18 protein-coding genes are annotated in these 21244 nt (G+C 47.3%); 11 read left to right on the top strand and 7 right to left on the bottom strand.

Annotated elements, in window-relative coordinates; translation table 11 throughout:
• Positions 1 to 30 precede the first annotated feature (30 nt).
• The gene (locus tag ENI34_08710) at positions 31 to 2115 is read left to right on the top strand and encodes a sodium-translocating pyrophosphatase (protein HEC79204.1); all 2085 of its coding nucleotides are present in this window, start codon (positions 31 to 33) and stop codon (positions 2113 to 2115) included.
• Positions 2116 to 2796, top strand: coding sequence for a JAB domain-containing protein (locus ENI34_08705; GenBank protein ID HEC79203.1), 681 nt, complete (start codon positions 2116 to 2118; stop codon positions 2794 to 2796).
• Positions 2797 to 2805: 9 nt separating this feature from the next.
• Here the strand turns inward: ENI34_08705 and pfkA are convergent, their stop codons facing one another.
• The gene (gene pfkA / locus ENI34_08700; GenBank protein ID HEC79202.1) at positions 2806 to 3774 is read right to left on the bottom strand and encodes a 6-phosphofructokinase; all 969 of its coding nucleotides are present in this window, start codon (positions 3772 to 3774) and stop codon (positions 2806 to 2808) included.
• 203 nt (positions 3775 to 3977) lie between these two features.
• Between pfkA and ENI34_08695 the strand changes: the two genes are divergently transcribed.
• Positions 3978 to 4250 (top strand): HU family DNA-binding protein, encoded by a 273-nt coding sequence (locus ENI34_08695; GenBank protein ID HEC79201.1) that lies wholly within the window; start codon positions 3978 to 3980, stop codon positions 4248 to 4250.
• 71 nt (positions 4251 to 4321) lie between these two features.
• On the opposite strand, the gene ENI34_08690 is transcribed toward ENI34_08695, so the two are convergent.
• On the bottom strand, positions 4322 to 6898 hold the full coding sequence (locus ENI34_08690; protein ID HEC79200.1) for a T9SS type A sorting domain-containing protein: 2577 nt from the start codon (positions 6896 to 6898) through the stop codon (positions 4322 to 4324).
• Between the two features lie 125 nt (positions 6899 to 7023).
• Between ENI34_08690 and ENI34_08685 the strand changes: the two genes are divergently transcribed.
• The 3 genes from ENI34_08685 to ENI34_08675 are packed head-to-tail and all read left to right on the top strand — an operon-like array spanning position 7024 to position 10398.
• Positions 7024 to 7902, top strand: a complete 879-nt coding sequence (locus ENI34_08685; protein HEC79199.1) for a tyrosine recombinase XerC — start codon at positions 7024 to 7026, stop codon at positions 7900 to 7902.
• Positions 7902 to 8330 (top strand): hypothetical protein, encoded by a 429-nt coding sequence (locus tag ENI34_08680; protein HEC79198.1) that lies wholly within the window; start codon positions 7902 to 7904, stop codon positions 8328 to 8330. Before ENI34_08685 ends, ENI34_08680 begins: the two co-directional genes overlap by 1 nt.
• On the top strand, positions 8323 to 10398 hold the full coding sequence (locus ENI34_08675) for a tetratricopeptide repeat protein (protein HEC79197.1): 2076 nt from the start codon (positions 8323 to 8325) through the stop codon (positions 10396 to 10398). The genes ENI34_08680 and ENI34_08675 overlap by 8 nt, the downstream gene beginning before the upstream one ends.
• A gap of 3 nt (positions 10399 to 10401) precedes the next feature.
• Here the strand turns inward: ENI34_08675 and ENI34_08670 are convergent, their stop codons facing one another.
• Genes ENI34_08670 through ENI34_08650 form a run of 5 tightly spaced genes read right to left on the bottom strand, consistent with a single transcriptional unit; the run spans position 10402 to position 14861 of the window.
• A complete protein-coding gene (locus ENI34_08670) occupies positions 10402 to 10737 on the bottom strand; it encodes a MerR family transcriptional regulator (GenBank protein HEC79196.1) in 336 nt (111 codons plus the stop codon).
• Between the two features lie 33 nt (positions 10738 to 10770).
• The gene (locus ENI34_08665) at positions 10771 to 11760 is read right to left on the bottom strand and encodes an NAD(P)-dependent glycerol-3-phosphate dehydrogenase (GenBank protein ID HEC79195.1); all 990 of its coding nucleotides are present in this window, start codon (positions 11758 to 11760) and stop codon (positions 10771 to 10773) included.
• Positions 11757 to 12350, bottom strand: coding sequence for a glycerol-3-phosphate 1-O-acyltransferase (gene plsY / locus ENI34_08660; protein HEC79194.1), 594 nt, complete (start codon positions 12348 to 12350; stop codon positions 11757 to 11759). The genes ENI34_08665 and plsY overlap by 4 nt, the downstream gene beginning before the upstream one ends.
• 7 nt (positions 12351 to 12357) lie before the next feature.
• Complete coding sequence (gene der / locus ENI34_08655; GenBank protein ID HEC79193.1) at positions 12358 to 13644, bottom strand: ribosome biogenesis GTPase Der; 1287 nt, start codon at positions 13642 to 13644, stop codon at positions 12358 to 12360.
• Positions 13629 to 14861 carry a DUF512 domain-containing protein gene (locus ENI34_08650; protein ID HEC79192.1) on the bottom strand — a complete coding sequence of 411 codons (1233 nt, stop codon included), beginning with the start codon at positions 14859 to 14861 and terminating at the stop codon, positions 13629 to 13631. The genes der and ENI34_08650 overlap by 16 nt, the downstream gene beginning before the upstream one ends.
• Before the next feature lie 261 nt (positions 14862 to 15122).
• Here ENI34_08650 and ENI34_08645 point away from each other — a divergent pair, with 261 nt between their 5' ends.
• The 5 genes from ENI34_08645 to ENI34_08625 all read left to right on the top strand — a co-directional run bounded on the left by ENI34_08645 (position 15123) and on the right by ENI34_08625 (position 21172).
• Entirely contained in the window at positions 15123 to 16400 is a 1278-nt protein-coding gene (locus ENI34_08645) for a 3-isopropylmalate dehydratase large subunit (GenBank protein ID HEC79191.1), read from the top strand.
• Between the two features lie 47 nt (positions 16401 to 16447).
• On the top strand, positions 16448 to 17728 hold the full coding sequence (locus tag ENI34_08640) for a citrate (Si)-synthase (GenBank protein ID HEC79190.1): 1281 nt from the start codon (positions 16448 to 16450) through the stop codon (positions 17726 to 17728).
• Positions 17729 to 17753: 25 nt separating this feature from the next.
• Positions 17754 to 18254 (top strand): 3-isopropylmalate dehydratase small subunit, encoded by a 501-nt coding sequence (locus ENI34_08635; protein HEC79189.1) that lies wholly within the window; start codon positions 17754 to 17756, stop codon positions 18252 to 18254.
• 77 nt (positions 18255 to 18331) lie between these two features.
• Positions 18332 to 19534, top strand: a complete 1203-nt coding sequence (locus ENI34_08630) for an isocitrate/isopropylmalate dehydrogenase family protein (GenBank protein HEC79188.1) — start codon at positions 18332 to 18334, stop codon at positions 19532 to 19534.
• Between the two features lie 120 nt (positions 19535 to 19654).
• On the top strand, positions 19655 to 21172 hold the full coding sequence (locus ENI34_08625) for a T9SS type A sorting domain-containing protein (protein HEC79187.1): 1518 nt from the start codon (positions 19655 to 19657) through the stop codon (positions 21170 to 21172).
• Positions 21173 to 21244 lie beyond the last annotated feature (72 nt).

The following is a 21244-nucleotide window of genomic DNA, read 5'->3' as shown; positions in this document are numbered from 1 at the left end:
AAGTAGCTGCAAAAACAAGAGGGGGATAGAATGTTTCCATTATTCTGGATAGCACCCGGTGGTTCTTTACTCGCCTTGCTGTTTGCTCTATATCTGTCAAAGACAACCAAAAAGTTTGATGAAGGCACTGAATTGATGCGTGAGATCGCTCAGGCGATAAGAGAAGGCGCCCGGGCGTATCTGAAAAGACAATATCGGGTGGTGATAATCATCTTCGCCGTACTCTTTGTACTCCTTCTGATTCTTGCTTTAGGCGGTATGCTGCCGATCTTCGTGCCCTTTACATTTCTCACCGGAGGTTTTTTCTCGGCGCTCTCCGGTTTCATCGGTATGAATCAGGCGACCGATTCCTCCGCGCGAACCGCAAATGCAGCACAGACAAGTTTAAACAGTGCTTTAAGGGTTGCATTCAGTGCCGGCGGAGTGATGGGATTCGTCGTCGTGGGACTCAGTCTCTGGGATTTGAGCTTCTGGTTCTTTCTATTGAATCTTGTCTACAAGAGTCTGCCTCTTAATGAAAGGCTTCTTGTGGTCACCCAGACAATGGTCTGTTATGGACTGGGTGCGTCGTTCCAGGCACTTTTTGCAAGAGTAGGCGGCGGAATCTTTACAAAGGCGGCGGATGTCGGTGCAGACCTTGTCGGTAAGGTTGAGGCGGATATTCCTGAAGACGATCCGCGCAACCCCGCGACCATTGCGGACAATGTCGGTGACAATGTCGGTGACGTGGCGGGAATGGGAGCAGACCTTTTTGAGTCTTATGTCGGTTCGATCGTTGCTGCGATGGCGCTCGCCTTTGCCGCGGGATTGGGGATGACCGGTGTAATTCTGCCGCTCCTTCTTGCCGCGGTCGGCGTCTTCTCCTCGGTCATTGGAACTTTTTTGATTCAGACAAAAGAGGATGCCAGTCAAAAGAGCCTTTTGTTCGCGATAAGAAAGGGGGTATGGGGAGCGAGTATCATTATGGCGGTTGCAGCCGCATTTCTCATAAAATTTATTCTACCCCATAATTTCAACTTTTACTGGCCCATTCTTCTTGGTTTGACATGCGGTGTCTTCATCGGTTTTTCAACCGAGTTTTTCACGTCGGACAGTTATCCTCCCACCAAGGGAATCGCTTTTACTGCGAAGACCGGACCGGCGACAGTGATCCTCGAAGGGCTGAGTGTGGGTATGCTCTCGACCGTGGCGCCGGTCATCGCCGTGGCATTGGCGATTATCGGTGGATATTATCTTGCCGGCGGTGCAGCAAACCCTGGATATGGACTTTTCGGTGTGGCGATCTCTGCGGTCGGGATGCTCTCCACCCTCTGCATCACCCTTGCAGCCGATGCCTATGGTCCGGTTGCGGACAATGCCGGCGGAAACGCCCAGATGGCGGGTCTACCCGAAGAGGTTCGACGCAGAACCGATGCCCTTGATGCAATCGGCAATACCACTGCCGCGACCGGCAAAGGATTCGCCATCGGGTCGGCGGCACTCACTGTGCTCGCGCTCATTGCGGCATACCGAAGCAAGATTCTGATATTTTCCACCACACTTGATCTTTCCATCACAAATCCCCAGGTTATTGCAGGACTCTTTATCGGTGCGATGATGCCGTTTGCATTCTGTTCCCAGACGATAAAGGCGGTGAGCAGGGCTGCAGGGCTCATTGTGGTTGAGGTGCGCAGACAGTTCAAAGAGATCAAGGGTTTGCTCGAGGGAAAGGCACGTCCTGATTATGCCGAGGCTGTTCATATCTGTACGGTCGCCGCCCAGAAAGAGATGATCGTTCCTTCAGTAATGGCGATAGTCGTGCCGATTCTCATCGGGATCTTTCTCGGACCCAATGGTGTAATCGGTCTGCTCGTCGGTGCCCTGACATCGGGGTTTGTCATCGCTTTGATGATGGCGAATTCCGGCGGTGCATGGGACAACGCAAAGAAATATATCGAAAAAGGCGAACTCGGAGGAAAAGGTTCGGCAGAGCATAAAGCGGCTGTTGTCGGAGATACGGTCGGCGATCCGTTCAAAGACACCTCAGGGCCATCTTTGAATATATTGATAAAACTTATGTCCACGGTTTCCATTGTCTTCGCAGGCTTTATTCTTAAATTCGCCCTCTTTAAGTAGATGAAGATCAAGGATTGGCCTGAAGACGACAGGCCGCGCGAAAAATTCCTGCAGCGGGGAAGTTACGGCCTTACTGATACCGAACTTCTTGCTATCATAATCGGCAAAGGAGTGAAGAATCGGTCTGCCCTGGATCTTGCCAAAGAGATTCTTCAGCGGGTCGGAAGTTTGAAAAGACTCGGTGAGAAGACCGTGAGTGAACTGGAGCAGTTGAAGATCAATGGGCTGGGTAGGGCAAAACTCATTTCAATCCTCGCGGCGATCGATCTGGGAAGGCGTTCCCTTTCGAAAAAGAATGAAGAGGTGGTTATATTCAAGCATCCCAAAGATGTCTATCATTATTATTATCCTTTAATCGGTGGTTTGAAATATGAGTTGTTCAAGGTTGCGGCCGTGGACGCCAAAAATTCATTGTTGAGGGATTCGACGATCTCCAAGGGAATACTTGACGCCAGTCTGGTTCACCCCCGTGAGGTATTCAAGTTCGCCCTCAATGAAAACGCCAGTGGTCTGTTTTTGATTCACAACCATCCCAGCGGTATTCTTAAACCATCAGACGATGATTTGAAGATAACCGAAAGACTGCGCAACGCCGGTGTTCTGATGGGGATAAATATTATTGACCATGTAATTATTACGGACCAGAATTACTACTCTTTTTCACAACACAATCTGCTCTGAGAAACCGTACTACTCAGAAAGAATCTTTATGACCTTGTATATCTGCCGGTCTATCTTTTTCTTCTTTGTAAAGGTCTGTTTGAATGGTGTGTAGGTGATGCGGTTGTCGATTTCACCGACCATGCATCCGAACCTGCCTTCTTTTAATCCGATGACTGCGCCATAACCCAATTTCGATGCCAGGATTCTGTCGTTAGCTGTGGGTGAACCGCCCCGCTGGATATAACCGAGCACGGCGACGCGATAATCTTCTTTGATGATCGATTTAATCTTTTTCGCTATCTCAAAGGCATTGCCCGCTTCATCACCCTCAGAGACGATTACGATGTTCGATTTCTTGCCTTTTTTTATGTTACTGTTGATTTTCGCCGCCAGCGTCCTGACATCGGTCGGTGTTTCCGGGATGAGGACGTCCTCGGCGCCGCCCGCCAGGCCGACGGCCAAGCCGATAAAACCTGCGTACCTGCCCATCACTTCGATGAAGAAGAGTCTTTCCAGAGACGAAGCGGTATCCCGAATGCGGTCCACTGCTTCCAATGCGCTGTTTACGGCAGTGTCAAAGCCGATCGTGTAGTCGGTGCCGTAGAGGTCGTTGTCAATGGTACCGGGCAGACCGATTATTTTAATATTATGTTTTTTCGAAAACTCGTAGGCACCGCGCATGGTGCCGTCACCACCGATCACCACGAGGGCGTCTATTTCATACTCCTTCAATATCCGCACCGCCCGTGCCATTCCTTTGCTGGTTTCAAATTCATCAGAGCGTGCAGTACCCAGGATTGTTCCACCGCGCTGGATGATATTCGCCACCGACCCGCGATCGAGTATGATGAGTTCTTTACGTATCAGACCATTATAACCGTATTTGATACCGTATACAGTGAATTTACAGTGGAGTGCGGTGCGTGTCACCGCCCTTATGGCGGCATTCATGCCCGGAGCATCGCCGCCGCTCGTCAGTACACCGATTCTTTTTATCTTCACGGATAATTATAACCATCTATTTTTATGTGTCAAGTCATGGGCTGCAAAGTGTAGTATGGATTTTTGCAAAACGGTATATGACTTAAGTTTCCCGAGATGCATTTCCGCAAACCATTGTAAATACTTAATTTAGGGCTTGACAAACTTTCAATTATCATTATAATTAAGTAGTGTTATGAAAGGAGGTGAATAACGATATGACTAAGGCAGAACTTATCGAGAAGATTGCGGCTAAGGCAAAGATTTCTAAGAAGGCGGCAAACATTGCGCTTAATACATTTGTCAGCTCGGTTACCCAGGCACTCAAGAAGGGTGACAGAGTAGCACTCGTTGGATTTGGAACTTTCTCAGTCGCAAAGAGGAAGGCGAGAACTGCACGCAATCCGCGTACCGGTGAGAAGATCAACGTGCCGGCGAGAAAGGCACCGAAGTTCAAACCAGGACGTGAATTGAAAAAAGCAGTGAGATAATTCCTTATTGATGCATAAACGAAAAAGGGGGAATCATCATCCCCCTTTTTTCTTTTGTGACTTCGATATCTTTATCGTCGGTGGAGAAAGAGTACTTTTTCAGTGATCGTCCCTGATTCCCCGGACAGGGTGATGAAGTAGGTCCCTTCGGGCAAGCCATTCGGTGCCCAGGAGGTCTGTTTTGTTGTTCCGGAATTCAGGGTCGCTATTAATGAACCCTTTGCATCGAATATTTTGACATCTCTATAAGGTTCTGATGTTTTTATCCGCACATTTTGAGTGAAGACCGAAGGGAATACAGAGAGTCTGTTTTCTGAAAGCCGGTTTTCTTTCTGTTCCGCGGCGCTGAAATCGGGTTGGTGACTCACCAGAATTTCCCAGTTGCCGCTGGAATAACTCTGCCAGCATACCCACAATCCACCCGAGGAGTCACATGCAATTTGAGGATTGATGTCTGCTCCGCTGATTTCAGCAACAGGAGAGGGTGTGCTCCAGGTTGAATCAGTACAATATGCAAAATAGATATTCCAGTCGCCGCCGCTCTTTGACTGATATGCAAGACAGACCGTACCGCTGATATGCGTCGCCAGTGAAGGGAAGAGGTCGCTTTCCGATGCAGTGGTGACCTGAACCGGTGAAGACCAGGTGCTTCCATTGAAACGGCTTGCATAGATGTCTGCATCACCGTTGTCAAAGGAGTGCCAGGCAACCCAGATTTCTCCATTGCCACTGACTGCACACGTCGGATGATAGGCATACTCCTGGGAGCCTGAGACCGGCCCGCTGCTGAGCCATTGCGAGCCATTGTAATAACTTCCCCAGATTTCACTCTTATCGGCATATCTGCGGTTGTAGAACACCCACAACCGATCAAGGCTGTCGATTGCGAGCACCGGCGTTTTTTCATCTTCGGCGAAGTTCGTTATCTGCTGGGGAGTCGTCCAGGTGCTGCCGTTGAAATATGCACCATAGATATCACAGTTAAGATTACGGCGTGATTCCCAGACAGCCCACAACCGTCCGCTGTTGTCCTTGATCATCATCGGGTTGATGTCATAAGCAGGGTCACTTGAATGGAGAAGTTGGCGGGTGGACCACGAACCGCTGTAGTAACTATAATACAAATCATACTGTCCTTCATTATAGCCCGCCCATACCGTGACCGGCCGATGCTGGTTGTCAAAGCCGATTGCCGGACAATAATCCCAGTAGACATATGAACCGATGTTCATTCCACTGGACCAGTTCCCTCCATAATTATATGCGCCGTATATGTCTGAGCGGCCGTTCTCATATGTTCTGCCTGTCTGCCAGACCACCCAGATCCTGCCGTCGTTATTGATACTGATCTGGGGAAAGCCGTCTGATTCAGGGTCCGGAGCAACGGTCTCTGGAGTCTGCCAATCTTCCGAAGGTTTTGCAGGTGTGCAGATCTTCTCCTGAAAGATATTTTTTGTCTGACCTTTGGGTTTGAGGGTCGGGTCACCGAGGATGTTCATACCGTAAAACCAATCCCAGTCCATTTCACCCCATTGGGTGAACCATGTCTTGAATCCGTCGCCGATGCTCATATTCTGCTGCCCGATCGGATAATAGAAGTCTTCAAAATAGAGCATACTGCCGGTTTTAGTACTGCCCACTGCCAGTAATCCGTAAGGATCTACGAAGATATACCAGCCGGCAGAATGGTTCTCTTCGACAAAGCGGGTGCCTGAACAGGCAAAGAGATTATAGAAGAGGGCATGGGGTTCCAGGGTGAATATTTCATAATTGAATACTGTGCCGCGATAACCGCTGTAACCGTATTTAAAGGTGCTGCCCCAGGGCGATGAGTGGGCGCAGAGTTGAATCCATTCATATCCCTGGAGTAGTTCATTACGATAGTTTGAGGCGACGGTTTGATAACCGTCGTTTATTACCACAACATTCGAGTAGATGTAGTCAAGACCACAGGTCGTCCAGCTTGACCAATCGTCGTCGATAAAGGTGAGCCCTCTCTGCGGCACAGACAGGCTGTCGACACGATATAGGTGATTCTTTCTGAAATATCTTTTCAGCAGTTCCACTTCATTGCCCCAGGTGAGGTCACGTGCATAGATCCGTCCCACCCAGATCTCCGGCGCCACACTGCCGGTATGATCGTCATAGATCCCATCGCCGTCCGCATCGATATAGGTACCGTTCAGGTCACAGAAATAGAGGTCATGCGGGAATTCTTCCCAGCCTCCGAAACCGTTTGTTTCGAACCACGCCACCGGCACCTCGCCGATAAATATCGCACCGACGAGGTCGGTTATGGTGCTGAGATGTGTCCGCAGTGCAGTATGGGACATTCCGGATATGGTGTCGACCTGAACCGAATAACCTGCATCTGTCAAATCCTGAACAAAGGTGTTTATCTCAGAGGTGATTTCAGGATAGATTTTGGAATTGACCACGAGGTCCACGACATTCTGCCTTTCTTTATTAACCTTTAAAACATTACCGATTGTTGTCGGTTGATGTTCAGTAATATGGTCTTTACACCAGGTCTGATATGTGGTTAATTCTCTGCCATAGGGATCGAGCAGTTCTAATTTTTTAACACCGACGATCCCGCTGAATAATAACGAAGAAAAAACAAGAATTGCTGTAATGATCTGTCTCATTTATTCCTCCTTAATATAGAATTATATGAAATCCTGAAGATAAGTCAATATAGTGAAGGGCCGACTTCAGCTGAAATATTCAATCACAGCATTGACAAAGGGGTGAATTCTAATAGAATAAAATAATGGAACGAGAAAAACTGTTTGATAAGGTCAATGATTTCATCCTGTATCTTCAGAAAGAGAAGAACTATTCTTTCCATACACTGCGTGCGTATCGAACCGACCTTGAACAGTTTTTCGATTTCCTCCGGGTGAAAAAGATACCAGAGGTTGACCAGAATGTCATCACACTCTTTGTCGGTTTTCTTTTGAAGTACGGCGTCGACACCCGCACGGTCGCGCGCAAGCTCTCAACTTTAAAATCATTCTTCAAGGTGCTGAAAAAGATGGGGGTTGTTGAAGATAATCCTGCGGCGATGATCAGGACCCCCAAGATAAAGAAGCATCTTCCCGGTTTTTTGACATACGAACAGATTGAGAAGGCGATGCAGATCACCAGGCCGAGAGACCGCGCGATAATGGAGGTGCTGTACAGTTGTGGTCTGCGTGCCGGTGAGCTCGTAAATTTGAATATTTATGATATAGATTTTGCCCGTGATGAAATTAAAGTCAAGGGTAAAGGAGGAAAGCAGAGGATCGTTCCGCTGGGGAGGGCGGCGAAACATGCGATTCTTGATTATCTCAAGATCAGAAAAACGGCGAAAAATACTCAGACCGATACTCAGGCATTGTTTTTAAACTATCGGGGAGGACGTTTGACTACCCGGTCACTGCAACGTATCGTCCGTAAATACCTGATCAGGGTCGCCCGTGCCGCCGGCACCAATCCACATATATTACGACACAGTTTTGCGACCCACCTTCTTGAAAACGGAGCCGACCTGAGGGCGGTGCAGGAGTTGCTGGGCCATTCTTCCCTTTCCACTGTCCAGATATATACACATCTTACGACCAAACATTTGAAAGAGCTTTATAAAAAGAAACATCCGAGAGCGGAATAATGGCCAACATAAAACGGATTGCAATTATTATCTTTTTTATTATATGCGGTTGTGCAAAAAAGAGCAGCCTGGAAAGAATTGTTGAGGGCGATTTCAGTCTTGTCGCAAAAGGAACTTATCGGGGAACGACGAAGTTTTTGAGAGACGGCGGTGTGTATATCGAGCTTGTTTCCCGTTTCCGTGGAGAGATTGAAAAGAAAGAAGAAATTCTGTCTTTGATCGCCCGAAAATATTTTTTCGTACCGCAGAAGATGGAATTCAATTTCAAATTCGCTGCGCTTGATGAAGAAAAGAGATGCTTGATATTGAGATATTTTGCGAGGGTGGTGAATCATCCGATATACGCGGGTTATCAGATACAATTTGTATATGATATAGAGACGAAGAGGTTGATAAAGATCTATACCTCGGAGGTTCCTCTTGAGTAGTATTCTTCTTCTTTTTGTCTTTCTTCCGGGCGATGCATATTTCGCCGGCCGGAATTATGATGAGGCGTATCGATACTACAGGGTGATGAAGACCACTGCTCCCTCGTTCGAAAATAATTACGGTGCCGCGGTCTGTGCTTTGCTTCAGGGTAGATTAGAAGAGAGTGTGGAGTTGTTCGAAGCGACACCGGACAAGACCGGCGAAGTCTTTTATTATCTCGGTATCGCATACTACCAGCTTCATCGCTATGACAAAGCGGAATTCTGTTTCACCCAGGCTTGTAAAAAAGGGATGCGGATATGGCAGTGCGATTATTATCTGGGTTTGATAAAACTGAAAGAGAATAACGTGGCAGAGGCGATGGGATATTTCGATTTACTCCCTGATTCATCCAATAAAAAGATACTGGTTGATTATATGGGTGATTATAATCGATTGGCAGCCGCCCGCGAAAAATACAGAGAAGGTGCTTACCGTGACGCCCTGAAGTTGTACGAGGATATGAAGTATTTCCAGGGATTTAAAGAGGTCGGCAGGGCATTCGCCCTCGCCGGTTTAAAAGAATATAAGAAGAGTCGTGAACTGCTCGATTCAATAATCACCAGTACCGACGACAGGATCTTGTTGATGTCCGGTCTGTTCCGTGCAGCAGAGGTCTCGTTGACTTTAAAGGACAGGACAAAGGCACGTTTTTATTTAAAAAGATATTTGGATATTGAAGAGGACCCCCGGATCTGTTTTTTACTGGGGAGGTCTTTCAGTGAAGAGGCGCGTTATGACTCCGCATCTGTCTATTTCAAAGGCTTACCCGATTCGGTTGATGAGTATCTTTTTTATAAAGGAAGAACCGATTATTTTTTGGGGCTATGGGGAAGGGCTGAAGAGAGTCTGCTGCGCCATCGGGAGCTTTTTCCGCATTCAATCTACGCCGACAGGACGGTCTTTATCCTCGCTTCGATAAATTACAAAAGGGAGGAGTACGATTATGCGATTGATTTCTGGACCGAACTTGTGGACTTACACCCCAACTCAATCTATGCGGCTGCGGCACAGAAAGGCATCGGTTCGGCGTATTTCAATATCAAGCAATACAAAAAGGCGCTCGCCGCATTCCGACGGGTTGATGAGTACAACCCGAGTCCGGGTATCAAAGAAGAGACGAGATTGAAAATCTATGAAACTTTATACCGTCTGAAGAAATTTCCCTCTTTGATAGAGGCTTTGAGAAGATTCGTCGAGGAGAATCCGGATTCAAGACTGGCGGTGAAGACCAGAATGAGGATTGCAAAGATACTCTTCAACCGGAAAGAGTATTATCAAAGTCTTTCCGAATTGAATAAGATTATCGAGAAGTATCCTAATTCTGATGTCACCATAGAAGCCCTGATTGAGAAAGCCCGGATCTATCAGATCTTCGGCAAGAAGAGGGCGCTCAAAGAGGTCTTCCAGGAGTTGCTTCGTAACAAGAAGGCGGCGGAATATTACTCATACGCCGCCAATGAACTTGCGATTCTGTATTCCGAAGAGATGAAATATGATTCTTCTCTTTATTATTATAATACTCTTTTGAACGATGAAAAGTACAAAGAGAAGGCGCTCCTCGAGATCGCCAGAATATATGATGTCCTGGGGCAGTTTAAAGAAGCCGAGACGATGCTGGATAGATTGATTTCAGAATTTCCTTCTTCGGTTTTTACTATGGATGCCTATTTTTTAAAGACCAGGGTCTATAGAACCAAAGGGAGTTACAAGGCAGCCATCGAATTATTGAATGAACTGCTCCAGAAAGTGGGTGAAAGGCCTGAGATATATCTGGAGATGGGACATATCTATTTTGAGATTGAGAATTATTTGAACGCCCGTGAAAATTATCTTCTTGCATGTGAACATTTCAAACAGCGGCGGGATGATGCGGCACAGGCATTGATCTTCGCCGGTGACGCCTCTTTGGCGATCGGTGATACAAAGAGTGCACGGGAAGAATATCTTCGTGCCAATTTGATCGCCGAATCGCTCGCCTTGAAGAATCAGGCGACGGCGAAACTCACCGCGATCGGCGGAGAGTGATCTTTACTCCTTCAGTTTTTCACTGATACTCTTTAATTCCTCCCTGATCTCCCTCAGGATTTTGGTCGTATTTCTTAAAGGCAGAGAGAGTTGTTCAGGCTCTTCACTTAATGTAACAAGTTTTTTCTTGGCGCCGGCGATCGTGTATCCCTGATTATACAGAATGTTTTTGATCAACCGTATGGTGTCGATATCCTTCTTTGAATAATATCGTCTGCCCACTCGATTTCTGCGGGGTTTCAGTACGGCGAACTCCTTTTCCCAGTACCTCAATATATACGGCTTTAATTCCAGCATATCAGCCACTTCTTTTATGGAGAAAAATTCTTTTTCTATCATAATATCCTCCCGTTTTTTACCGACGGCCGAAGATCATTCATCCTTCAACGGCCTCGTCATCAATTCTTTCAATGCCTGCTCCGGCGGTATGTTCTCAAAGATTATTTTATAAACGGCATTGCATATCGGCATCTCTGTTTTGAACTTTTGCATTAATTTCTTTACCGCCTGACAGGTCGGTACCCCTTCGGCGACCATTACAATCTCTTTTTTTATCTCTTCGACGGTCTTACCACCGGCGATCTTCACACCGAATCTGTGATTTCTCGATTCTTCACTGAATGACGTGGTGACTAAATCTCCGAGTCCTGAAAGTCCCCAGAAGGTTGTCGGTTTTGCGCCCATCCTGACACCGAGCCGCTGGAGTTCCACGATGCCCCTTGTTATGAGCGCACCTTTTGCATTGTTTCCATAACCCAGGCCGTCGCTGATACCGCATGCTAAAGCAATCACATTCTTTACCGCGGCACCGAGTTCCACGCCGATGATGTCGTCACTCAGATAGATACGAAGATTTTCAGTGGTGAGCCGAATCTGCAACTCCTGTGTGACTTTACGGTCCGGTCCCACGAGTACGACCGCCGTCGGTTCACCCCTGATCAGTTCATTTGCAATACACGGACCTGAGAGGACCCAGGTTCTTTTGTCGGGCGCCGCCAGTTCATTAATGAGTTCTGACGGTCTCTTCAAGAGTTCGATATTTATACCCTTGGTCAGACTGAGATAGCATTCATTCTTTCCCTCTATTCTTTTCACCTGCTCCACCACTTCAGGTAATACCTGCGAAGGGACTGCAAATACCAGAAGATCACAATTCCTGATGACACTTTCAATATTCCAGGTGATTTCGATCTCCTCGGGTATCTTATGGCCTACAAGAAACGGTTCATTGGTCCTTGTTCTGTTTATATACTCGGCACGTTGCTTGTCGAATTCCCATATCTTTATTGAATGGCCGTTCTTATACTGCATGATTCCGAACACCGACCCCCAATTTCCGCATCCCAAGATACTGATATTCATTTCTTCTTCCAGAATATGGTTTTCGGCTCTTCCTTGTGCAGCAGCCTTTTTATATTTGAACGGTGTGCATAGATGACAAGCAGGGCGATGATGATGATGAAAATCCGGTCGGTTATGGTTCCTTCTTTAAGAAGAAAAGCTACAGGAGAGATGAGGACGGCGAAGGCGAGGGAACAGAGCGATACGATAAAGGTCGTGAAATAGAGAATAATCCAGATGATGAATGAAACGAGGAATGATTTCGGGACGAGCCCGATCGTCACACCGATCGTCGTGGAGACGCCTTTTCCACCTTTGAATGAAAAGAAAGGGTTGAATATGTGCCCGAGTATTGCTCCTGCACCGGCGAATGCCCCTGGTGCGGCGAATGAATGGGCGAGCAGGACAGGTATTAAACCTTTCAGACCGTCCAGTATAAAACCGGCGATGAAAAAGGGCATTCCCAGAGCCCTGCCTAAATTCGTCGCTCCGATATTACCGCTTCCGAATGATTTGAGATCTACACCTTTTATCCTGCCCAGGAGGTGGGAAAAAGGAATCATTCCGAAAATAAAACCGATGATGAGTGCGACTGCATCTTTTATCAACATAATCACCTCAAACTGGTATTCTTCTTCTCTTTATCACCTGGGTTTTTATTAAGACAGGTGTTCCTTGAAATCCGCAGTAGTTGCGGATCGTATTCCGTACATATTTTATATAACTTTCTTTTAAAGGAGTGGAGACGACGACCTTGAAGATCGGAGGAGTTGTCTGAAGCTGCTTGAGGGAATAGACCTGTCCGTCGGGCGGCGGTTGAAGATTGTCGGTGACGATGCGCAGTATTTTTTTTGCGACGGTCTTTCTCGCCTCTTCATAAACGGCTATAACCCGGTTCAGGAGTAGGTCCAGTCCGATCTTCCTGTGGGCTGATATGGGGATGACCGGAACGAATTCAAAGGACTTGAATGACTGATAGGTGGAAGGAATGATTTTACGATGGAAGCGTTTTTCAATGAGGTCGATCTTGTTCGGTGCGATTATCAACCCTTTTGCTTTTGAAAGGACGAGGGATGCGATTCGTCGGTCCTGATCCACCACTCCCTGGGTTGTATCGAATATCAGAACGACCACATCCACCTGCTCCAGAACATTGACCGCCCTGATCATCGAGTAGAATTCAATTGAACCTTTTATGCGGGAACGTCTGCGCAGTCCGCAGGTATCGATGATCTCCAGGGTTCTGTTCTTATAGGTTATTTTCGCATTCACTATATCCCTGGTCGTTCCCGGTCGTTCGTCGATGATCGCCCGTTCAGAGCCGGTTATCGCATTCAAAAGGGTGGATTTGCCTGCATTGGGTCGTCCCAGAATCAATAATTTTATTGTTTTATGTCTCGGCACTCCTCTGGCACGCGGCAGGACTTTGACGGTTTGATCCAGGAGCTCTCCGAAACCGATACCTGCTTCTGCAGAGATGGAGAAGACATTTTCAAAACCGAATTTTGCGAACTCTACCGCCGCATCCAGGGCTTTCTTGCTGTCGATCTTATTGATGAGCAGGAAGATCTTTTTGTTCGTCCTGCGCAGGTATTGACAGATCTCCTCGTCAGCCGGCTTCAAGCCGCTCTTTCCGTCCACCACAAAATATATCAGGTCGGCTTCTTGCAGACCGTATTCTATCTGTTTGTTGATCTTAGAGGCGAGTTCCTGTTCTTCATTCGGGAAAAACCCGCCCGTGTCGATGATGTTGAAATGTCTGCCGCACCATAAGACTTCTCCATAAATCCGATCTCTGGTTACACCCGGTTCCTTATAGACGACACTGAGCCTCATTCCTGTGAGGCGGTTGAAGATGGTTGATTTTCCGACATTCTTTCTGCCGACGATTACGACTGTAGACATTTTATCAGCCCCCTGACACTCTCGGGTGCGATGATCACCCGTTTGTCCTCGATCTTTCCGTCGTCGATGAACTGTCCTGCTTCATTGATGCAATTCGGCGGTAAAATAATGCGGCGATAGCCTCTGCTAATCTTTTTTATCACCCGGTTGAAATCAGCCGCACTGATGAGTCCGGAAACCGTTACTGAATCCCCGAAGAATGAATTTTTTATCGAAAGGACATCCAGTCTGTTTTTTGCGAGATTGCAGACCTCCAGCTTTCTTTTGAGTCTGATTAAAAACGGATATGCCAATCTGCCGGTAAGGAGCAGGATATTTCCTTTCAGTCTTATTCTCTCGTTTGAATCTTCGAGTTCATTTAAAAATTTTCTCACCATGCCGATGCCGTTTTCAAGTTGGGGGAAATCGTCGTAGTATTCAGTATCCGGTATCCGCCGTTTCGCCTTTAAATACAGCTCGTCTGAACAATATACAAGTCCTTTTCCGTATTTTTTTCTGAACTTCTTATGGAAACTGTTCACCTGTTCGATGATCCGACATGCCTCTATCTTTGATATTGATTTTATCTTCTTTTGATACTTGGTTCTGCCCACGGGAACGACACCGATCGAATTGACTCCGGGGTACAGACCGCTTAATCGGGTGATTGTTCTGTTGAGAACCGCTCCGTCGTTTATGCCGGGCATAACCACAATCTGGGTGTGCAGTTTTATGTTCTGTTCCACCAGGGAGCGTAATTGTTCCATTATCAAAGCGGCTTTCTCATTTTGAAAGATCCGGCTGCGTAATCGGGGATTTGTGGTGTGGACAGAGATATAGAGCGGAGACAATTTCAATCGGCCGATTCTTTTTATGTCATCCCGGCTTACATTTGTCAGACTCAAGAAATTTCCAAAGAGAAATGAAAGTCGATAGTCATCGTCTTTAAAATAGAGTTCTCTTCTCAATCCCGGAGGAAGGCCGTTTACAAAACAGAAATCACAGTTATTTTCGCAGCGTCGATACAGGGGTGTTTCCAATTCGATCTCTATTTCCCGGCTCGGAGCAATAATGATTTCTTTCTTTTTGCCGCGGTATTCAAAGAGGATGCGGCGTGTCTTTGTTATGTCATTATAAAATCGATACTCCAGAAAGTCATCTATCGAATGATTGTTTATTCTGAGCAGATATGCATTTTTCGGGATTCCCCGAATCCGGGAACTCACTACCTTAACCATAAGAAATTATAAGATAAAATTCAATAAAATTCAAGTGTTTCTTTAAAAGCAAAGGGAAATTTTGTATTGACTTTATTTCGATTCTGGATATAATAATTCATCTATAAAGTACTTAGGGTGGTTGGTAGTTTCAGTTTAATGATAATTTGGATCTAAGCTCAGTGTGATGCTTAAGTTCCAGGCTTTTTACAATAATTGGTGATACATTTAAGTCTCTTTGGTGATAAAATTGAGGTGGTCTGATTAATGACTGGAGGCAATATGGGGAAGACCTTAGCAGAGAAGATTCTGTCGGCAAGGAGTGGACAGGACGCTTATGCCGGAGATATTGTGATCGCCAGAGTTGATGTGGCGGCGTTTCAGGACGGTACCGGTCCACTCGGTGTAAGACAGCTCCAGAAGATGAAGATAAAAAAAGTGAAGGCACGTAAATCGCTTTTTTTCCTTGACCATGCGGCGCCGTCACCGAGAAAAGAATTGAGCAACGACCATATGCTTCTGCGTCAATTCAGCAACAGTGCCGGTGCGATTCTTTCCGATGTGGGCGACGGTGTCATTCATCAGAGACTGGTCGAGACCTTTGTAAAACCAGGGGATGTCGTCATCGGTGGTGATTCTCATACCTGTACTTCTGGCGCCCTCGGTGCTTTTGCTACGGGAATGGGATCGACCGATGTCGCAATCGGAATGGCGATGGGGAAGACCTGGTTCAAGGTCCCTGAATCATTCAGGATCGAGGTGAACGGTAGATTCCAACCAGGAGTCGGCGCCAAGGATCTTATCCTTTATCTCATCGGTATGCTGGGTGCCGACGGCGCTACATATAAAGCACTTGAATTCGGCGGTGAGACCATTTCGAGAATGAGTATGGAATCCCGGTTCACATTATCCAATATGGCGGTGGAAGCAGGAGCTAAGGTTGGTTTGATCGCTTCGGATAAAAAGACACGGGATTATCTGAAGGCGCGCGGCAGGGTGAAGGACTGGAAGCCGCTCTTTCCTGATAAAGACGCCAGATATGAAAGGGTGATTAAGATCGACGCCGCCAGGATCGTGCCGCAGATCGCCTTTCCCCATACCGTTGATAATACCAGGCCGATAACAAAGGTGAAGAAGATCAAAGTTGATCAGGCGTTTATCGGTACCTGCACCAACGGTCGTATTGAAGATTTGAAAGTTGCGGCGAAGATATTGAAAGGTAAGAAGCGCGCTCCGCATACACGTTTAATCGTGGTGCCAGCGTCGCGCGACGTCTATCTTGAAGCGATGAAACTCGGTCTTCTGGAGATCTTTGTGCGTGCCGGTGCGATTATTATGGGTCCGGGTTGCGGTCCCTGTGTGGGAGTACACCAGGGCGTGCTTGGTGATGGAGAAGTATGTATTTCCACGGCAAACAGAAACTTTAAAGGCAGAATGGGTAATCCAGAGGGCCTTATTTACTTGGCATCGCCGGCAACGGTCGCTTACTCTGCAATAAAGGGGAGGATCAGCGACCCGAGAGAACTTTTCAAGACAAAGAGACGAAGAACAAAAAATTGATGGTCTGTTTTTATCGTAAAAAATTGAATGAGTGAAAGGAGAAGAAGATGGCTAAACTAAAAGAACTTTTAGCAAAGAAGATTCCTGCACTGCGGGAAGATATCAAAAATTTTGTAAAAGCGAACGCCGATAAAGAAATTTCCAAAGTGACGGTGAAACAGATTTACGGCGGTATGCGCGGTGTGAAGGCGCTCATCTGCGACACCTCGGTGGTGCCTCCTGATAAAGGATTGATCATTCGGGGTAAACCGATCGCTGAGTTGAAGAATGAGTTGCCTGAAGCGGTCTTTTACCTTCTGGTGAGCGGTGAGATGCCGGACAAAGAGGCGGTGGAGGATTTGAGAAAGGACCTCAAGGCACGGGCACAGGTGCCTGACTATGTATGGAAGACCCTGGAAGCGATGCCGAAAGATTCACATCCCATGGCGATGTTCAGCCTCGGCATCCTGGCAATGGAAAAGGAGTCGGTCTTCAGAAAGAGATATGAAGACGGTATGCCCAAGACCGATTTCTGGGATCCCACCCTTGAAGACTGTTTGAATCTTATCGCTAAACTGCCGACCCTTGCCGCCGGCATATACCGAATGCGTTTTAACAAAGGTGCACGCCTGGATCCGGATCCCTCGCTTGATTGGGCCGGTGACTACGCCCGCATGCTCGGCATTGATGACCCCACAGGAGAATTTGCGAATTTGATGCGGCTTTATATGGTGCTCCATTCAGACCACGAAGGCGGCAATGTCAGCGCCCATACCTGCCACTGCGTCGGTTCTGCTCTTTCTGACGCTTATTATGCGGTCTCTGCAGGATTGAACGGTCTTGCCGGACCGCTCCACGGCCTTGCCAATCAGATGTGTCTGCGCTGGGTTATCATGGTGCGGGATAAGTTCGGCGGAGTTCCCACTGATGAGCAGTTGAAGCAGTTCGCCTGGGATACCCTTAACTCAGGCCAGGTCATTCCCGGATACGGCCACGCTGTCTTGCGTGTTACTGATCCCCGTTTTGCGGCATTCCATGAATTCGGAAAGAAGGTCTGTCCTGATGATGAACTCTTTAAGATCGTCGACCGGGTATTCAATGTCATCCCCGGTGTTTTGAAAGAGCACGGTAAGGCGAAAGACCCCTGGCCCAATGTCGATGCCGCGTCGGGCTGTCTTCTGTACCACTTCGGTGTCACTGAATTTGAGTACTACACAGTGCTCTTCGGTGTCTCGAGGGCGCTCGGTATGTGTGCGCAACTTATCGTCAGTCGTGCCCTCGGTGAAGCGATTGAAAGACCGAAGTCGGTAACGACCGAGTGGGTGAAGCAGGAAGTTGCCAAAGGGTAGTTGTTCCGCGAGCAAGGAGGACAGGATGGTGCTTAAAGGAAAGGTCTGGAAGTTCGGCGACAGCATCTCCACGGATTTGATCTGTCCTGGGCGATATTTCCATCTCCGTTCCAATCTTCCGGAACTGGCAAAACATGTACTTGAAGATGCAGACCCGAATTTTGCTTCAAAAATGTCCAAAGGCGATTTCGTCGTAGCGGGAAACAACTTCGGACTCGGCAGTTCCCGTGAACATGCACCGACGATCATCAAACTCGCCGGTGTTTCCGCGGTACTGGCGAAATCATTCGCCCGTATTTTTTACCGCAATGCGATAAACGTCGGGCTGCCCCTTCTGGAATGCGATACCGACAAGATCGATGAAGGTGATGAACTGGAAATAGATCTTGCTTCCGGAAGTATCAAGAACAGGACAAAAGGGATTGAATTGAAGGCTCATCCGCTGCCCAAGGCGATGTTGAATATTTTGAACGACGGCGGACTTGTCGCCCACATACAAAAGCATGGAGATTTTAAACTGGATTAGTTAATTCGCAGAATTATTTGCATTGGTCTGAAGAAATTAGCTAATCGCATTTAACCTGATGAATGGAGGTAAATGAGATGAACGAAGTTGATAAAGCAAAAGAACATTTGGGTAAGCTTATCGAAAGTCAATTAAAGAGGATTGAGAGGATAAAATTACAGAAAGAATGGATTGATTACTCCCGGCTGAAGCCGATAATCATCGGCGTGATCGGCGGTGACGGTATCGGTCCCCATATTACTTCAGAGGCACAGCGGGTGCTTGAGACGATTCTCAAGGAAGAGGTTGCGCAGGGTAAGATCGAGTTCAGGACCATTGAAGGTCTGACCATTGAGAAACGAGCCGAAGTGATGAAGCCTGTGCCGGATGACGTGCTTGAAGAGATCAAAAAATGCCATATTCTGTTGAAAGGACCGACCACAACACCGAAAAAGGGTGATCCCTGGCCCAATATCGAAAGCGCAAATGTTGCGATAAGAAAAGAATTGGATCTCTTTGCAAACGTCAGACCGGTCCGGGTTCCTTCCCAGGGAATCGACTGGATGTTCTTCCGGGAAAACACTGAAGGCGCCTATGCACTCGGTCCTTTTGGAATCGAGGTGACACCGGATTTGACCATGGACTTTAAGGTCATCACCCGGCCCGGCAGTGAGAGGATTATCCGCCTCGCATTTGAGTACGCAAAGAAGAACAATCTGGACAGGGTGACGGCCGTGACCAAGGCGAATGTCATAAAGACGACCGATGGACTGTTCTTAAAGACATTCTATGAGATTGCAAAGGAGTATCCCGATATAAATGCAGACGACTGGTTCATCGATATCATGACGGCGAAATTGGTTGATGTAAAGAGACGGACACAGTTCAAGGTGCTGGTGCTGCCCAATCTCTACGGTGATATCTTGACTGACGAAGCAGCGGAATTTCAGGGAGGCGTGGGCACGGCAGGCAGTGCGAATATCGGTAAACAGTATGCGATGTTCGAAGCGATTCATGGAAGCGCACCGCGGATGGTAAAGGAAGGAAGGACGAAGTACGCTGACCCGAGCAGTGTTATCAGGGCGGGTGCCATGCTTTTGAACCATATCGGATATACTGAGGAAGGTAAAAAACTTGAGATGGCGATGGACATCTGCGGCCAATATGAAAAGAAACTTGTAATGACCGGTCGGGACACCGGTGCCACGGGACGTGAATACTGTGATTACATTATGGAGACTATGGCAGATTCCGGCCTGGAAAAGAGATGGCAGGAATATCAGCAAAAAGCAGCAGAATGATTTCGGGGTAATAGGAAAGGAGTGCCCCTGTTTCATCTGAAAACAGGGGCATTTTTTTTCGGCTGGATAAGAGGCTTGACTTTTTCCCTGGTGCTGTTATAATAAATTTAAGGAGGTATTATGAAAAGAAGTGTATTGATAATAATGCTTCTCTGTACGCTTCTCAGTGCAAGAACGATGTGGGTGCGTATCTACTATGACGGTGATCTGGAAAAAGAGATCTTACTTAACAAAAACTACGACATTCTGACCGGCAACGCCCGTGCCGGATATTTTGAATATTTCCTCGATGAAAAACTCGTCAATGAACTGGAAAGCCAGGGGTTTGGAATAGAGATTCTTCATCCGGACATCATCAACTATTTGGAAGAGAACTACGGCCACCTCAGGATGAATTTCGGCTATTACTATACCTACGATGAAATGGTTCAGGAACTCGATCAGATTGCAGCGAATTATCCGAACATCACCCACAAGGTGAGTCTGGGGCAGAGCTGGCAGAATCGGGAGATCTGGGCGATGAAGATTTCGGATAACGCATCCCAGAACGAAGCCGAACCGACGGTTCTGATTACCGGAGTTCATCATGCACGCGAACCGATCGGGACCTCGACCTGCATAGATTTCATAAAGTGGTTGGTCAATAATTACGGCACCAATGATACGGCGACGACGATCGTCACTACCGATGAAGTCTGGATTGTGCCGTGTGTGAATCCGGACGGTTATGTATTCAATGAGACCTATGAAGACCCCTGGGGAAACGGCTGGCGCAAGAACTGCCGTGATAACAACAACAGCGGTCAGATGGAGCCTGAATCCGACGGTGTTGATTTGAATCGTAATTACGGTTATATGTGGGGATATGACAATAATGGTTCGAGCCCTGATCCCACGAGTGAGACATATCGAGGACCATCGGCTTTTTCTGAACCTGAAACACAGGCGATGCGCGTGCTGTGTGATACATTTGCTTTTCTCTATGCCCTCAATTATCACTCTTATGGAAATTACCTGATTGTGCCGTGGGGTTATATCAATGATTGGGTTCCTGCTCCCGATTCCGCGACATACCATGTAATGGCGGAGTCCATGACCACATATATCGGCGTTCCCAATAATTATACCTGGGGTACTGCGGGACAGACAGTCGGTTATAATGCCAACGGAGTTTCAGATGACTGGATGTATGGAGAACAGACCGAAAAACCGAAGTGTCTTGCCTTCACAGCTGAGGTCGGTGAGTCGTTCTGGCAGGGTGCGACTGATTCCAGTATAATCGTAACCCATTGTAATGAAACCAGACCGATGAATATCTATCTATGTTACAAGGCGGCGATTCTCGGTATCCAGGAGAAGGATGAACCGGTCGCTCTGTCAAATCTTGCGGTCTTTCCCAATCCCGCCGATGCAGGGGTCAATATCCGCTTCAACTTAGCGCAGAGCACCGGTCTTAAACTGCGTCTTTACGATGCAACCGGACGGCTGGTTGTCGACACGAAAGAAGTCAGGTATCCGGCGGGTAGTAATTCTGCAGTTCTTTCACTTGAAGAATTGTCAAGCGGCATCTATTTTCTCGGTATCTTCAAAGGGTCTGAAGAGGTTTTAAGGAACAAACTTATAGTGGTGAGGCGTTAAGGACTGAAATTTCCGTAGTTCTGGCATAAGATAAAGGTGTGTGGAATTCGCCCCCTCTTGACATTAAATTAA

The sequence above is a fragment of the candidate division WOR-3 bacterium genome (assembly GCA_011052815.1).
In the GTDB taxonomy this organism is placed as follows: Bacteria; Hydrothermota; Tepidihabitantia; order SM23-42; family SM23-42; genus DRIG01.
Note: the sequence above shows the minus strand (reverse complement) of the source record. Positions and strands in the feature narration are given on the sequence as shown.